The following is a 15,565-nucleotide window of genomic DNA, read 5'->3' as shown; positions in this document are numbered from 1 at the left end:
ATAATTATTCTAAAGAGCAGACGATCATGAGCAAAAAAACATTCTATTGGTACGACTACGAATCCTTTGGCCTCAGCCCAATGAATGACCGCCTTGCACAATTTGGCGGGGTGCGTACCGATGAGGATCTCAATATTATTGGCGATCCATTAATGATCTATTGTAAGCCTGCCAATGATTTTTTCCCCAGCCCCAGCTCCTGCTTAATCACTGGTATCACACCACCCATGGCACTTGAAGCCGGGTTGCCTGAGGTTGAGTTTATCCGCCTGATCAATGAGCAGTTTAGCGAGCCTAATACCTGCGTGCTGGGTTATAACAACCTGCGCTTTGATGATGAGTTTACCCGTTATACGCTCTACCGCAACCTAATGGACCCCTACGCACGGGAGTGGCAAAATGGCTGTAGCCGCTGGGACCTTTTAGATGTGGTACGCATGACCCGCGCATTGCGCCCTGAAGGCATTGAGTGGCCCACCACCGAAGAGGGCCGGCCCTCGGTCCGACTAGAAGACCTTACCGCAGCAAATGGTATCGCACATGAATCGGCTCACGATGCGCTCTCTGATGTCTACGCCACCATCGCCATGGCCAAGCTCATTAAAGAGAAACAGCCCAAGCTGTTCGAATACGTATACAACAACCGTAACAAGCGCAAATTGAGCAAGCTGCTTGATTTACGTGAGCAGAAGCCGGTAATTCATGTTTCGGGCATGTACCCGGTAGAGAAAGGAAATATGGCCATAGTGGTGCCGATTGCCGAGCACCCCACCAACAAAAATGGCGTGGTGGTGTACGATCTAAGCGTTGACCCGGCTGATTTAATCAACCTCAGTGCGAAGAAGATCCACCAGCGCCTCTTTACTCGCAGTGATGAGTTACCCGAGGGGGTTGAGCGCATCCCACTAAAAACGGTACATATAAACAAATGCCCGGTGATTGCCCCATTTATGTCCCTCGATGGCAAGGCGGCCAAAAAGTATGGCATCGACCTTAACCTCTGCCGCCAAAACCTGGCCGTTCTGCAAGAGGCAAAAGGACTCGCCAAGAAAGTGCAGCAGGTGCTCTCGGAGAGCCAGTTCGAAAAACGAACCGACCCCGACCAGATGCTCTATGGGGGCGGTTTTTTTAGCCCGGACGATAAGTCCCGCATGGCACAGATCCATACCATGACCCCGCAAGAGCTGGTAGGCTATGAGCCACCTTTTGATGATAGCCGCCTGCCCGAAATGCTGTTTCGCATGCGTGCTCGCAACTACCTCGACACCTTGACCGAAGAGGAGCAGGCACGCTGGCAAACATTCCGCCTGAGTCGCCTTGATCTAGCCAGCTATCTGGCTGAGCTAAATGAACTGCGCGCCACCCCTGAATACGGTGACAGCGAAAAAGCCATACTGGATACATTAAAAGAGTATGCCCGCGAACTTGTAGAGGGGTAGCCAGAGTGATTTTTGGGGGCCAACCACCAAAAACCAGCCGGCCAGCCCAAGACCATTCATGAAAAAAATGTTAAAGATCTGCAAGCATAGAACGCTATCCGTTAAGGAGATTTTAAACAAGTTTGGGTAGGTTTAGGCTCAGCATAAACTCCAGATAAAAATACGTAATGATATGTAAGATATCGGTTTCACAGTGAAATAAAAAATAGGAGTAGCACCCGTAGGTTCGGTGACGATTTTTTGCTTTGCTGTGGAATCAAGGGCCTGCATACGTGTTGCTACCTAGGGATTAGGGGAATTACCCTCACTTGTTCCAAACCCCTTATAGGTAGTAGTACGGAGTAACTCGAAACCCGCATCATAATGTTATTCTGGGCTACCTGATAGACGAGGAAAACGAGGAATAGCAGAATGGATCAATTATTCAAACCCGTCACCGCTCTTTTTGAACGACTCTCACTACGCCAAAAACTGATTTTTATCGTATCACTTACCGTACTGCCCTTAGCCTCTGCGCTGCTCTATCTTATCCCGACGCTTGAACCCGCACTGCAATTTGACCTGACACTCCTTGTCATCATAACGCTGAGCATCACCCTCTACCTGATTTTTGCTTATCACCACTATCAGCTACACACTATACGCCGCCTGACAAAGGGGGAGACCGCTTGCTATAAAGAGAATGAGTTTAACCCCATATTCAGCGCATTTCATCAGCAGCGGGTTGCGGTTGAACGCTTGGACGAAAAGAGTAAAAGCGCCAGCGAAGAGCTACACAGTGCGGCACTTGATTTAGCAAAAATGAATGGGCACTCGACTGAAATGATGACCATTCAACAGACTTCGGTGGCTAGCATTTTAAATGAGATGGAGCAGTTAAGCGGTAATATCGATACCATCTCGGGGCTTGCTGACGAAGCCGACAGCACCTCAAAAATGTTGGACACCTATGCGACTGAAGGTGATGACATTGTTAAAACCATGGCGACCGAAATCCAGACGGCCTCTCATTCAATTAATCAATCAACCGAACAGATCAACGGCCTGCTATCACGCTCGCAAGAGATCAGCTCAATCATCGACACCATCAATGATATAGCAAACCAGACTAACCTGCTGGCACTGAATGCAGCCATCGAAGCAGCTCGTGCAGGTGAACATGGCCGTGGCTTCTCTGTGGTTTCTGATGAAGTAAGGCAGTTGGCGCAACGCTCCCAGCAGGCGGCCTCCAAAGTTAATCAACAAATATCCGCTATTCAACAAGATGTGCAGAATGTCAGCAACGGTATGGAGCAGATCATCAACGCCATCAATAACAGTGTTGGGCTCTCTGATTCGACCCACAACGCCCTTCAGTCAATTAAACAAGGGGCGAAATCCACCGTTGCGGCAATGGAAAATATCAGCCTGGCAATTCACCAGCAGAATAGCAGCAGTAGCGAAATCTCCATCAATATCGAAAAAATAAATCAGATGGCTCAACAGACCACCGAAGTGATCCAAGAGGCATCCGAAACAGCCGGCTATCTGGTCAAGTTATCCCGTTCACAAGAGAAGTCACCATGCTGACGCTTACTCTGGTCTCTCTCATTTTATTTTTTATCTCAGTGGCGTGGTTACGCTCTGTGGTGGTTCAACGGCGTTTTTCAGCTCGGCGGCAGGCAGGATTATTGGTTATCCGCCAGCTTTTCCAGTTACTAGAGAGCATTCCCCAGCATCGCGGCATGAGCAATGCGCTACTGAAAGGCAACTCAGCTTTCAAGGAGAAGTGCTATGCGCACCAAAAAAAAATAGGCCGGCAGCTACAGAAAATAAGTAACGATTACCCTGAATTTTCAAGCTCACCCGGTTATCTTGAGGTTAAGAAGGGCTGGCATAAAGTAACTGAAAACTTCTCATCACTCAGTGCTGAGGAGAGCTTCTCCCTGCACACCGCCATTATCTCAAAACTACTTAATCTAATTAGTGATACCGGCAGCCTGAGCAAGCTGGACAACAGTGATGACAAGCAGCTGCATGGACTGCTGGAGATCGGTATCAACATACTCCCCTTTGTTACCGAAGTGCTGGGTCAGGCAAGGGGAATTGGCACTGGAGCCGCAACTCAAGCCCGTCTAAATACACAAAGCCGGAGTAAGTTGGGCTATCTTCATCAAAAGGCCTCACTGGTATGTGATGAGACAATTACCATTTTAAGGCATCAAAAAATCGATAAAAACATGTTGGATTTCACCCAATGCCAGAAAAGTATTGCGCTGTTTTTGAGCACTCTAGACAGGGAATTCCTGAGCGCAAAAAAAATTATGATCAAACCTGATCACTATTTTGCTATTGCCAGTGATGCCATCGGCCTTAGCTTCAAGCAGCTCAACTCACTCATGAAACAACTCAGCAATACCCTCGAAAAAGAGTATGACAACCAATACAAAACACTCTACATCAGTCTATTTTCCACCTTCTTAAGTACCTTGCTTGTAGTCGAGATGTTTATACTGCAACTGGCGGAGTAGCTAAGAGCCGCTACTTGGATCGCTGCGCCATAAACCGCTTCTCCCGCTGTGCCATCCAGCGAAAGTAAGCCAGTGAAAACAGCAGCATCACCAATACATTAATGCCAACAGGGATAAGTAGAAAACTGTAGCCCATTGCAGTAACTGACTCGCCACTAACAATAGGAATCATTGCCGCAGCGCCACCCGGCGGATGCAGGCAACGCAGGTAGCTCATCAAAAAGATAGAGATCGAGACCGCGAGTGCCGCCGCTAAAACCAGATCCCCTATCAACAAACTACAACTCACACCCACAAAGGCAGAGACAAAGTGCCCGCAACAGAAGGCCCACGGCCTTGCCATTTGAGTAGCAGGCACAGCAAAAATCAATACCGCTGATGCGCCCATTGAGGCCATTAAATAGAGGCCAGCCTGATCACCCGCAACCGAGCGACTAATCCACCCCACCATCAAAAGTGCAGTTAACGCCGCCACCGTTGCGATCAGAATCTCAACGTGACGCACTCGGCCCCGCCGCTCGCCCGCGAGCTTCTCAAATATTTTGAGTAATTTTGACACTTACGCCCACCTTGGCAGTAAAAGGTATTTTTATCTTAAAGAGATCTCGTAAAGAGGCCTCAATCAAACCCATTTTAATAAATATAGAAACGAGTAATATTTTGCAATAAAAAACGCCTCAACACAGCATGTGTTGAGGCGCTATTATCCGTAGCAGCTGTTCTTAACGGTTTAGCACATCATCCTTTACGCTATTGGCAACTTCAGCAACTTCGGCAATATCGGCATCAGAAACACCCAGTTCTTTCAGTGTAGCGGCCAGATTTTCAACCACCGCAGTAAAATGACCTTCGTTCAGGTTCATATGTTTATGCCCTTCACGCATATCCAGCCCGGTATAGCTATTCGGACCACCAAAAGCCATGGTTAAAAAGGCTTTTTGCTTGGCCGCTTGTGTCTCCATATCAACCGTTGTAAAAAACTGGTTGATACGATCATCTGCCAATACCTTAGCGTAAAAAATATCTACCGCTGCATCTACAGCCGCATTACCACCCAAACGATCAAATAATGAACTCACGTGTTCTCTCCTATAAAGAAAATAGTTTTGTCTCTTACCTTGTGCAGTTAAACATAAATACACTAAAAAAATAACACTTTATTAACGATTATCAGATCGTTATCAAGTTACAACGGTATACGGCAAACTGCTTCACTTGCTTTTGACTAAAACCCTAACCCTCAAATAGAAGTGCGTATACTGTGCAAGAGATTGATTCCACAGTGCTTTACACTCCTACATGAAGATAGGGTAGGAGCCAAGTACTCACCACAGTTAAAAGCGCACTATCGCAGTATAAGCAGACTCTTCTATAGCCTGCAACCCCTATATCAATTACCTCAAGGGCATATTATTTTATTTTGAGGGGCTAATTTTCTCCTGAAAACAGAGTATTAGCCGCACCTAATATAGGCATATGGTGGCAATGTCGCACCAAAAGGGTGTGGAAAAAGTGGCCAAGCCACAAACCAGATACGCTGTGTCGTCATTTACCCCCTTGACCACCACAATGTGAATATGGCGCAAAATTTGCTCAACAATGTTTATCTGTATGTAAAAGGCAATAATAATGTCCAAGATGACAAAAACAACCTGCCCCTATTGTGGTGTTGGCTGCGGAGTGCTGGTAGCAGCGAATGCTGATGGCGGCTACACAGTCCAAGGTGACCCGCTGCACCCCGCTAATTTTGGCAAGCTCTGCTCCAAAGGGTCGGCGTTGGGCGAAACCTTGGGACTGGAGGGGCGGCTGCTCCAGCCCGAAATTGAGGGAATACCCGCCAGCTGGGATCAGGCGCTTGGGGAGGTCGCGGAGAGGTTTTTAGCAACCGTTGAGCAGCACGGCCCTGACGCGGTCGCTTTTTATGTGTCGGGGCAACTCTTGACTGAAGATTACTATGTCGCCAATAAGCTGATCAAAGGTTATATCGGCACAGCCAATATTGATACCAACTCGCGGCTCTGCATGTCCTCTTCTGTCACAGGCCATAAACGCGCTTTTGGGTCAGACACCGTGCCCTGCTGTTATGAAGATCTGGAACGAGCAAAGCTGATTGTACTGGCCGGCACCAATGCAGCCTGGTGTCATCCGGTACTGTTTCAGCGAATCAACCAGGCAAAGCGGGTCAACCCCGATCTGATGGTGGTAGTAATCGACCCCAGAGAGACCCCCAGCTGTGACATTGCCGACCTCCACCTGCCCCTGCGTTCTGGTACCGATACCGTACTGTTTAATGGCTTGCTAAGTTATCTGCAGCGGGATGGTGAAATAAACCACAGTTATTTGAATGCTTATACCGAGGGGTTTGAGACCGCACTCCGCATGGCAGAAAAAACCGCGCCTAGCGTCGACTCCGTGGCACTACGCTGTGGCCTCGAAGTGTCTGTGGTTCAAGCGTTTTATCGACTCTTCTCCCGCACAGAGCGGGTGGTCACTGTCTACTCTCAGGGCATTAATCAATCAACCAGTGGTTCGGATAAGGTCAATGCCATTATCAACTGCCATCTGGCCACCGGGCGTATCGGTCGCCCCGGCATGGGCCCCTTCTCTTTTACTGGCCAACCAAACGCCATGGGAGGGCGCGAAGTAGGCGGGTTGGCCAATATGTTGGCCGCTCATATGGAGATAAAAAACCCCGCGCACCGTACTTTAGTACAAAGCTTCTGGGGCTCACCCGCCATTCCTAAACAAAGCGGCCGCAAGGCGGTAGATATGTTTGATGATATTGCCAAGGGAAAGATCAAGGCTGTATGGATCATGGCCACCAACCCCGCAGCCAGCATGCCCAATGCAGACCACGTTGCAGAAGCGATCAAACAGTGCGAGTTTGTAGTGGTCTCCGATTGCGTTAAGCAGACCGACACCACCCTCCGTGCCAATATTTTATTACCGGCCCAAGGCTGGGGGGAGAAGAGCGGCACCGTTACCAATTCTGAACGACGTATCTCACGCCAGAGAGCTTTTCAGGCGGCTGCCGGTGAAGCAAAACCCGATTGGTGGATAATCTCTGAGGTGGCCAAGCGTATGGGGTATAGCGATGGTTTTAATTATCAACACCCTTACGAAATATTTAACGAACACGCGGCTCTTTCCGGATATAGAAACAACGGAGAGCGTGACTTCGACCTTTCGGCACTGAGCAGTCAAACTCAACAGAGTTACCACCAGCTATCACCCATCCAGTGGCCAGTGAATCAACAGCAGCCTGCGGGGAGTGCTCGCATGTTTAGTGATGGCCATTTTTTCACGCCATCAGGCAAGGCACAGTTTCAAGCCATTGAGCCACGGCTACCCGCACACATGCCCTGTGACAGCTTTCCCTTTATTCTGAATACTGGGCGGGTACGCGACCAGTGGCACACCATGACCCGCACTGGAAAGGCGCCACGGCTATCTGAGCATAGCCCCGAACCCTACATCGCCATTCATCCTGATGATGCCGTGGCGCTCTCTATCAATGAGGATGCGTTAGCCACGGTGACCAGCCGCTGGGGTGAGATGATCGGGCGAGTACGCTTGGACAACGGCCAGCGCCGTGGTGAATTGTTTGCGCCGATGCACTGGAGCGAGCAGTTTTCCAGCAGGGGAAAAGCCTCCGCAGTGGTCAATCCTGCGGTAGACCCGCTTTCGGGCCAACCTGAGTTTAAACATACGCCGGTGCAGCTTAAGCCTTACCAAACCGCATGGCACGGCTTTATCCTTTCGCGCCGCGCATTAAAACTGGAAGGGGTCTGTTACTGGGCAAGGGCAACCGGCAATAACCACTATCGATACGAAGTGGCGGGTGAGCAACGCTCCAAAGATCTCCCCGCATGGGCGAGAAGTTATCTTTGCACCTCAAATAATGATGTCAACTGGGTCGAACTGCTGGATAACGGCGCAAACACCTATCGAGGTATTCGTATGACAGGAGATCAAGTGGAGAGCTGTATTTTCATCGCCCCGGACAAAGCGCTGCCACCCCGCAGTTGGCTCGCCTCACTTTTTGAAAAAGAGGTGCTGGATAATGATGAGCGCCGTGCACTGCTCACTGGAAAGCCACCGGTCGGCCAGGTTGATACCGGGCGTGTGGTCTGCGCCTGTTTCAAGGTAGGTGAAAACAGTATTCGAGAGGCGATCCAAAAACATGGCTTGAAAAGTGTGGAAGAGATTGGTAGCTATCTGAATGCCGGCACAAATTGTGGCTCATGTGTGCCGGAGTTAAAAAAGTTGCTGGGTTAATCACAGCCCTGCAGGCTATTGATCCAATCAGCCATCACTTGAACCGCTTCGGGGTCGGTTTGCTCTCGCCCGATAGGTGGCATTTGAATGCTCCCCATAGAGGCGAGTCGCTGCTGAATAGTGGCGTTATCAGCATTGCCGGGGTCGATCAGCAACCCTCCGGTGGGGCTGGTCGGCTCTGCTGCAGCGATACCACAAACATTGTTTACAAACGATGAGGTGTAACGAAGATCAAAGCCACCTTGCGGTGCGCCAGTGCGGTGACAGCCCGAGCAGTTACTGTGCAAATAGCTTCTGGCTCGCTGCTCTAATGGTGCGTCGCTATCGTCAATTGCATAGAGCCGATCCACCTTATAATCCGCCAGCAACGGTGCCGAGAGGTAATTTAATCGAACCAAAGCATCGAGATAGTTCTCTTCTGTGCCATCCGTATAGTAAAGGGGGTAATTGAGTTGTAGAGTATCCGGCCCTAATAACACCCGAGCGGCATCCGTATGGCACTCCATACACTCTTCGCGGCTCGGGAAATAGTGGCTGACCGGTGTGGTGATGCTATTTGAGCCAACCAGCAGGGTACCGTCACTCTGTGACTCATCCCACTGATAGGCGTAGCCACCCCAACCATCATTGGCATGGTTCATCAGCAAGCGGGTCTCAACGATACGGCTGCCACTATAGAAGTGTTTGATCACCACCGCGCCTACCGGAAAGTTGAAATCACCATTTTTAGTGCCATTACTGGCAACAATTGAAGATTCGTCCACCGTTAAGCTGATGGTCGTGCCATCCGGCACTGCAAAATAACGCCCTTTGCTCTCACCATCGGACCACAACACGCTATTGACGGTGTAGGGGATCACCCCACCCGCCATTATCTGGTTGCTAACATCTGTAAAACAGCCTGTGGTGGAGAGCCGGGTCGCGGTATCGATAGCATCCGCCGGAGCAAGGCAGCTACGGTTACTCTCTCGAGCGACTATTTTTTCAACACGCTCTGGTTCACTGGATGATGCCGGGGTATCTCCACCACAGCCGGACAACATAGGAAACAGCGCAGCCACTACTAAATATCGGAACATCTCATTCACCTCAGGAGCAAGATAATTAACTTACCTTGCCCCCATAGGCCTCGCAATGCGCTTTTATCAGAAAAGAGAAGGGGTCGACAATTTTTGCTGTTTTTTGTCCGTGGTAAAACTCGGCTAGGAGGCTGTCGGGCTTAGGTAATCGTAGCGAGGGAAAGCCATTTTGAGTCCATTTTTTTGGTCGTTTGAGGCGAATATTGGGCATATTCAACGAAAAGGATCAGAGAAATGGGCCAGAATGGCTTTTCCGCAGTAGATTCACCCTAAGTCCGACCTCCTCCTAAAATTTCATCTGCCCCATCAACCACAGCTTTCTGGTATCCGTACCACTATCACCCGCAGAGTAATCTGCATACTTTAGTAGCGCAGTGTAGTGGCCTGCAAACTTTTTAGCGGCAAGCAGGTTGATCTCCGAGCCATGGTCGGCACTGCCGGTATCTGCGGAGTAGTCGTGGTAGACGGCTAACAGCTTTACCCCTTCAATTTGGGTGGTAACGGAGAGATAAATATCCTGCAGGCCATCGGTAGGCGTGGTTAAAAAGGCATCTGCCCAGCCATTAAAGGCGTGTTTCGTGGCTAAGGGCGTGCTGAATGAAGCGTCATTTGCACCCTTACCATCCCCCAACACTTCGTAGCCCAGCTTGATACCCACACCACTGAATTCTGCGCCTAATTCAGCCAACAGGTATTGGGCATCAATATTAGTGCCCTCGGCATAATCCGACTGCTTCGCATACTCAAGCGTATATTTTACCTTGGCTTCTGCTACATCTGTCGCCCCGGAAAACCGTAAACCCAGGATTGAATTTGAGGCCGAAGGCACATCATCCTGCTCAATAACATAGGAGTAACCGGTTATTTTTCCGGCACTAAAGCCAGTATATGATGCGTTAAAGATATACGCGGAAGTATCGTACTCACCCCCGAGGATTGTATTAACCCCGTCCACGTAAGCATAAACAAGTGAGGTATCCGCAACGGAATCTACCGTAAAGACAATGGCATTAAATGTCTGCTCATTTTGGCGCCACCCAACGTTGCCCACAAAACGGGCATTATCCAGAATAACCCGCTGGCGACCTGCGGTAATCGCGTGACCACCCGAAACATACTTCAAATAGAGCTGATTAACCTCGGTGCCTTCCGGATCAGCCACCACTGACTCTGTTTTGGCCGGGTTACTGGGCATCGGCTCATAATCATCATTCAGCGCGGTAACATTTTCAAACTCCATAAAACCAGTCAATCCCTTGTAGTCCGCTGTTCGATAACCCAGCCGACTGCGCAATGTGAGTGCATTTGCATCATTTAGGGCGTTATCTTGAGTCACCGTCTCCATTCGCAGACGAAAATCACCGCTGACCTCACCCCCTTTAATCGCTTCAGTGATTCCAGATGCCGATGCTGCCGAGCCTGCAACCATTAGGGTAGCGCCGCTAATGACACAAACACCCCACTTCATTTTTTTAGCAAAAAAGCTCATCATATTTCCCCATACCGTCATAAGAGGTGTTTCTTTTGCAATAATCGATCCGCTATCAACATTGGTGTGCTGACAATTACCCAGCGGTAATTGGAATCACCTTATCGGCCACCTTTTTGTACTCTTCAATTTCATGAAAATTGAGGTAGCGATAGGTATCAGCCGCCAGTGGCTCTATAGTTTTGACCGCTTCATGATACTCAGCAACCGTGGGGATCTTGCCCATCTGCGCACAAACCGCCGCCAGCTCAGCCGACCCCAGGTAGACCATGGCATCCTTACCCAAGCGATTTGGAAAGTTTCGGGTTGAGGTGGACATCACCACTGCGCTGTCTGCTACGCGGGCCTGATTACCCATGCAGAGTGAGCAGCCAGGCATTTCAGTGCGGGCTCCCGCTTTGCCGTAGATGCTGTAGTAGCCCTCTTCCGTTAGTTGATGCTCGTCCATTTTAGTGGGTGGTGCGATCCACAGGCGGGTGGGAACTGCGCCACCAAAGGCTTCAAGCACTTTACCCGCTGCGCGGAAATGGCCAATATTAGTCATACACGAACCGATGAAGACCTCATCAATTTTCTCGCCCGCCACTTCTGAGAGCAACTTAACGTCATCAGGATCATTGGGACAGCAGAGAATCGGCTCTTTTATCTCGGCCAAATCAATCTCGATAATTTCTGCATATTCAGCATCACCATCCCCCTCCAGCAATACCGGGTTTTCCAGCCACTGCTCCATTGATTCAACACGGCGGCTGAGGGTTTTGGCATCCGCATAGTCATTGGCGATCATCCACTTTAACAGTGTGATGTTGGATTTAAGGTATTCGATGATCGGTGCTTGATCCAGTTTAACTGTACAACCGGCCGCAGAGCGTTCGGCTGATGCATCGGATAGCTCAAAGGCTTGTTCAACCTTCATCTGCTCCAAACCCTCAATCTCCAGAATGCGACCCGAGAAAATATTTTTCTTGCCCGTTTTCTCTACCGTCAGCAAACCTTGCTGAATCGCTGCCAATGGAATCGCGTTGACCAGGTCACGCAGGGTAATGCCTGGTTGCATCTTGCCCTTAAAACGCACCAGAACCGACTCGGGCATATCCAGCGGCATAACGCCCAATGCAGCGGCAAAGGCCACCAATCCAGAGCCTGCAGGAAAGCTGATACCCATTGGAAAGCGGGTGTGGGAATCACCCCCGGTCCCCACCGTGTCGGGTAACAACATCCGATTTAACCAGGAGTGGATCACCCCATCCCCAGGTCGTAGCGCAACACCACCACGGTTGTTGAAGAAGCTGGGGAGGGTGTGTTGCAGGCTAATATCAACCGGCTTGGGGTAGGCGGCTGTGTGGCAAAACGATTGCATCACCAAGTCAGCAGAGAAACCGAGACATGCCAGCTCTTTCAGCTCATCTCGGGTCATCGCGCCGGTGGTATCCTGTGAGCCAACCGTTGTTATACGCGGCTCACAATAGGTGCCCGGGCGGATACCCTCAACACTACACGCCTTGCCGACTATCTTCTGCGCCAGAGTATAACCTTTCCCTGTCTCTGCGGCGGGTGTTGGCCGGGTGAAGAGTGTCGATGCCGACAAGTCCAGTGCTTCTCGGGTTTTATCGGTTAGCGATCGACCAATAATCAGCGGGATACGACCCCCTGCTCGCACTTCATCAGCCATCGTGGCTGGCTTAAGATCAAAGCGGGAGATCACCTCTCCTGCTTCATTTTCAATCACGCCCTGATAGGGTTTGATGGTAATCACATCACCCATATTCAATTGTGCGACATCGCATTCAATCGGCAATGCGCCCGAGTCTTCTGCCGTATTAAAGAAAATGGGGGCTATCTTGCCACCCAGTATCACTCCACCCTGGCGCTTGTTAGGTACGAAGGGGATATTATTTCCCATATGCCACAGCACCGAGTTGATGGCTGATTTACGGGAAGAGCCGGTTCCAACCACATCGCCCACATAGGCGAGTGGATTACCCTTGGCTTTCAGTTCGGCAATCTTCTCCATTGCATCGGGCATTTTGGCCACCAGCATGGTCTTGGCATGGAGCGGAATATCCGGGCGACTCCACGCTTCTGAGGCGGGGGAGAGGTCATCTGTATTGGTTTCACCAGGCACTTTGAAGACGGTGACTTGAATCTCTTTTGGCATCTCAGGTTTGTTGGTGAACCACTCAGCATTGGCCCAGGAATCCGCGACCTGCTTGGCATAACCGTTACCCGCCTTGGCCTTGGCGATCACATCGTTAAAAGCATCAAACATCAGCAGTGTTTTTGAGAGTGCGGTGACCGCAATCGGTGCAATCGCATCCTTATCCAGTGCTGCAATTAATGCCTCGATGTTGTAACCACCCAGCATAGTGCCTAACAACTCAGTGGCACGGGCGGCATCAATTAACGGTGAAACGGCATCGCCCGTTGTAATGGCTGCAAGGAAGGCCGCTTTGACGTAAGCAGCATCATCTACACCGGCAGGCACACGCTCTACCAGCAGTTCCACCAAAAATGCTTCTTTGCCCACGGGTGGTTGTTTAATCAATTCCACGAGTGCGGCTGTTTGCTCCGCATTCAGTGCCAAGGGGGGCAAGCCATCTGCTTCACGTTCAGCAACGTGTTGATTATATGCTTCGATCATTTATTCACCTTGAGTCTTTAAGATATACGCAGGTCGGGTATTCTACATGAAATTAGAGGAGGCTGCTGACCGCCGCATGGCAAGGAGTCAGCGCGGAAAGCGGGGGGGGATAACAAGGTTTATTCAGGCATGTTACTCATATTTCTACCATAGAAGATCTCCAGCATTTCACGCTTGAGGCTATGGTGGATAATCGTCAGCTCCTCCTTACTGAAATCTTCTATCGCCGAAGCAAACAGATAACGGGGCAGCAGCATCTCTTTAAGCATCATCTTGGTATGGAAAATATTTTCCTGATAGACATTCACATCAATCATTTCGTACAGCTCTTTGGTATCTTCCGCAATGAAGTTCTGGATGGAGTTAATGCCGTGATCGATAAAGTGTTTGTGGCCATCAATATCACGGGTAAAGCCGCGCACCCGATAATCCATAGTCACCATGTCGGAGTCAAAACTGTGAATCAGGTAGTTCAACGCCTTCAGCGGTGAGATGCGGCCACAGGTCGAGACATCAATATCAGCTCGAAAGGTTGAGATGCCATTATCAGGGTGGCTCTCGGGGTAGGTGTGTACGGTAATGTGTGATTTATCCAAGTGAGCAACGACCGTCTTGGGCAGCGGGCCAGGGGCCTCGCTGTTCTGTAAGTCCGATAGGTCTGACTCCTCAGAGACCAACAGCGTGACGCTGGCACCCTGCGGTTCATAATCCTGGCGGGCAATGTTCAGCACATTAGCGCCAATGATACGGGTCACCTCTGTGAGAATATGAGTCAAGCGTTCAGCATTGTACTCTTCATCGATATACTCAATGTAAGCGCGGCGTTCCTGCGACGTTTTGGCATAACAGATATCATAAATATTGAAGCTCAGGGTTTTGGTTAGGTTGTTAAAACCATGTAGTTTCAACTTCTTCATTGACTCGGCCAATCGTCTATCCTCATAAATGCCAACAACACAATAAGAGCCGCTAAACAGGGTCAAGACTGCCCAGACCTACGGCTATGACCGCCCTTTGATTCTATGAAATAGGCGGGTGATATATGATCTGCACAGTATTACCGTCAGGGTCGAAGCAGTAAAAGCTATGGGCACCATCCCGATGCTGGCGCGGGGTGGTTTTCATCTTGACATCGTGTGCCAGCAGATAGTCATACCACACCTGTACCTGCTCGGGAGATTCAATAATAAAGCCGATGTGATCCAGCCGCTGAAAGCCACTCATATCGACATTTTTTGCGCGGTGTAACGCCAGGTTATCGTTGCCACTGGTCAGGTAGAGGTTATCCGGATCGGGCCGCCACTCCAGCTTCATGCCCATTAACTCAGTGTAAAACTGTTCACACGCTTCGAAGTTTTCCAGAAAAAGTGCCACATGGCGCATTCCCCCTGTGGGCTTCGGACGAACGGGTAACTCACTCATCAACACCACCTCGTATTTGATAGTCGTGGCTTATTTTAGCGGTTTTTCCCAACATGATGGAGGCCGAACAATATTTTTCTGCCGAGAGCGAGACCGCCCGCGCCACCTGCTTCTCTTTAAGCCCTTCACCCGACACAATAAAGTGTATGTGTATTTGAGTGAATACCTTGGGCTCATCATCAGCCCGTTGCGCTGTGATTTCGGCAATACAGTCAGTTATCGGCTGGCGCGATTTCTTCAAGATACTCACCACGTCAAAACTGGCGCAGCCGCCCATTCCCAGCAGCAGCATCTCCATGGGGCGTACACCCAGGTTGCGGCCACCACTCTCGGGTGGGCCATCCATTACAACCGCATGCCCGCTACCTGACTCGCCCAGAAAAGTGGCATCTTCTACCCATTTAATCCGCGCCTTCATTCACTGATAATCCTGATACGTTGGAAAACCTGAAGCTTACCACAACACTTAAAAAAATTAATATTAATCGAGATGATGACCAGCGACGGAAAGAGAGAAATTATGAACTATCTGCGCGGTAACGGCTCTTTTGTTTATCTTATCGAGACCTTTCATTCATCGATTGCAGCTAACGGGGTTTAATGTGTTAAATATGGCCCAGCACACAACGCCTATATAGGCTCTATATTAAATAGATTAATTATTCCAGCTGTCATCTAAATCGTTCTATAATCAAGAGATAGGCCAT

12 protein-coding genes are annotated in these 15,565 nt (G+C 49.8%); 4 read left to right on the top strand and 8 right to left on the bottom strand.

Translation table 11 applies throughout. The features are described 5' to 3' along the window. Positions 1-26 precede the first annotated feature (26 nt). From sbcB to L3J94_01195, 3 genes are all read left to right on the top strand, one after another. Positions 27-1,439 (top strand): exodeoxyribonuclease I, encoded by a 1,413-nt coding sequence (gene sbcB / locus L3J94_01205; protein ID MCF6217373.1) that lies wholly within the window; start codon positions 27-29, stop codon positions 1,437-1,439. 411 nt (positions 1,440-1,850) lie between these two features. Then, a complete protein-coding gene (locus L3J94_01200) occupies positions 1,851-3,008 on the top strand; it encodes a methyl-accepting chemotaxis protein (GenBank protein ID MCF6217372.1) in 1,158 nt (385 codons plus the stop codon). Then, positions 3,002-3,949, top strand: a complete 948-nt coding sequence (locus tag L3J94_01195; GenBank protein MCF6217371.1) for a hypothetical protein — start codon at positions 3,002-3,004, stop codon at positions 3,947-3,949. Before L3J94_01200 ends, L3J94_01195 begins: the two co-directional genes overlap by 7 nt. A 10-nt stretch (positions 3,950-3,959) precedes the next feature. Here the strand turns inward: L3J94_01195 and L3J94_01190 are convergent, their stop codons facing one another. Both L3J94_01190 and L3J94_01185 read right to left on the bottom strand, forming a co-directional pair. Beyond that, positions 3,960-4,508, bottom strand: a complete 549-nt coding sequence (locus L3J94_01190) for an HPP family protein (GenBank protein MCF6217370.1) — start codon at positions 4,506-4,508, stop codon at positions 3,960-3,962. A gap of 163 nt (positions 4,509-4,671) precedes the next feature. Continuing rightward, a complete protein-coding gene (locus L3J94_01185; GenBank protein ID MCF6217369.1) occupies positions 4,672-5,028 on the bottom strand; it encodes a group 1 truncated hemoglobin in 357 nt (118 codons plus the stop codon). 550 nt (positions 5,029-5,578) lie between these two features. Here L3J94_01185 and L3J94_01180 point away from each other — a divergent pair. Next, positions 5,579-8,227 carry a molybdopterin-dependent oxidoreductase gene (locus tag L3J94_01180; protein MCF6217368.1) on the top strand — a complete coding sequence of 883 codons (2,649 nt, stop codon included), beginning with the start codon at positions 5,579-5,581 and terminating at the stop codon, positions 8,225-8,227. Here the strand turns inward: L3J94_01180 and L3J94_01175 are convergent. The 6 genes from L3J94_01175 to L3J94_01150 form a co-directional block, all read right to left on the bottom strand. Further along, positions 8,224-9,306 (bottom strand): hypothetical protein, encoded by a 1,083-nt coding sequence (locus L3J94_01175; protein ID MCF6217367.1) that lies wholly within the window; start codon positions 9,304-9,306, stop codon positions 8,224-8,226. The genes L3J94_01180 and L3J94_01175 overlap by 4 nt on opposite strands. 286 nt (positions 9,307-9,592) lie before the next feature. Next, positions 9,593-10,798 carry an alginate export family protein gene (locus L3J94_01170; GenBank protein ID MCF6217366.1) on the bottom strand — a complete coding sequence of 402 codons (1,206 nt, stop codon included), beginning with the start codon at positions 10,796-10,798 and terminating at the stop codon, positions 9,593-9,595. 73 nt (positions 10,799-10,871) lie between these two features. Further along, entirely contained in the window at positions 10,872-13,436 is a 2,565-nt protein-coding gene (gene acnB / locus L3J94_01165) for a bifunctional aconitate hydratase 2/2-methylisocitrate dehydratase (protein MCF6217365.1), read from the bottom strand. A gap of 119 nt (positions 13,437-13,555) precedes the next feature. Next, a complete protein-coding gene (gene speD / locus L3J94_01160; GenBank protein ID MCF6217364.1) occupies positions 13,556-14,353 on the bottom strand; it encodes an adenosylmethionine decarboxylase in 798 nt (265 codons plus the stop codon). A 103-nt stretch (positions 14,354-14,456) separates the two neighbouring features. Continuing rightward, complete coding sequence (locus L3J94_01155) at positions 14,457-14,858, bottom strand: VOC family protein (protein ID MCF6217363.1); 402 nt, start codon at positions 14,856-14,858, stop codon at positions 14,457-14,459. Then, positions 14,851-15,276, bottom strand: coding sequence for an OsmC family protein (locus tag L3J94_01150; protein MCF6217362.1), 426 nt, complete (start codon positions 15,274-15,276; stop codon positions 14,851-14,853). Before L3J94_01150 ends, L3J94_01155 begins: the two co-directional genes overlap by 8 nt. Positions 15,277-15,565: the final 289 nt, after the last annotated feature.

Source organism: Gammaproteobacteria bacterium, from assembly GCA_021647245.1.
Classification (GTDB): Bacteria; Pseudomonadota; Gammaproteobacteria; order RBG-16-57-12; family RBG-16-57-12; genus JAFLJP01.
Note: the sequence above shows the minus strand (reverse complement) of the source record. Positions and strands in the feature narration are given on the sequence as shown.

What these genes read in the sequence shown, in the direction of transcription:
- sbcB (MCF6217373.1), top strand. Translation starts at nt 27, where the DNA reads ATGAGCAAAAAAACATTCTATTGGTACGACTACGAATCCTTTGGCCTC.
- speD (MCF6217364.1), bottom strand. Translation starts at nt 14,353, where the DNA reads ATGAAGAAGTTGAAACTACATGGTTTTAACAACCTAACCAAAACCCTG.
- L3J94_01155 (MCF6217363.1), bottom strand. Translation starts at nt 14,858, where the DNA reads ATGAGTGAGTTACCCGTTCGTCCGAAGCCCACAGGGGGAATGCGCCAT.
- L3J94_01195 (MCF6217371.1), top strand. Translation starts at nt 3,002, where the DNA reads ATGCTGACGCTTACTCTGGTCTCTCTCATTTTATTTTTTATCTCAGTG.
- acnB (MCF6217365.1), bottom strand. Translation starts at nt 13,436, where the DNA reads ATGATCGAAGCATATAATCAACACGTTGCTGAACGTGAAGCAGATGGC.
- L3J94_01150 (MCF6217362.1), bottom strand. Translation starts at nt 15,276, where the DNA reads ATGAAGGCGCGGATTAAATGGGTAGAAGATGCCACTTTTCTGGGCGAG.
- L3J94_01180 (MCF6217368.1), top strand. Translation starts at nt 5,579, where the DNA reads ATGTCCAAGATGACAAAAACAACCTGCCCCTATTGTGGTGTTGGCTGC.
- L3J94_01200 (MCF6217372.1), top strand. Translation starts at nt 1,851, where the DNA reads ATGGATCAATTATTCAAACCCGTCACCGCTCTTTTTGAACGACTCTCA.
- L3J94_01175 (MCF6217367.1), bottom strand. Translation starts at nt 9,306, where the DNA reads ATGTTCCGATATTTAGTAGTGGCTGCGCTGTTTCCTATGTTGTCCGGC.
- L3J94_01170 (MCF6217366.1), bottom strand. Translation starts at nt 10,798, where the DNA reads ATGATGAGCTTTTTTGCTAAAAAAATGAAGTGGGGTGTTTGTGTCATT.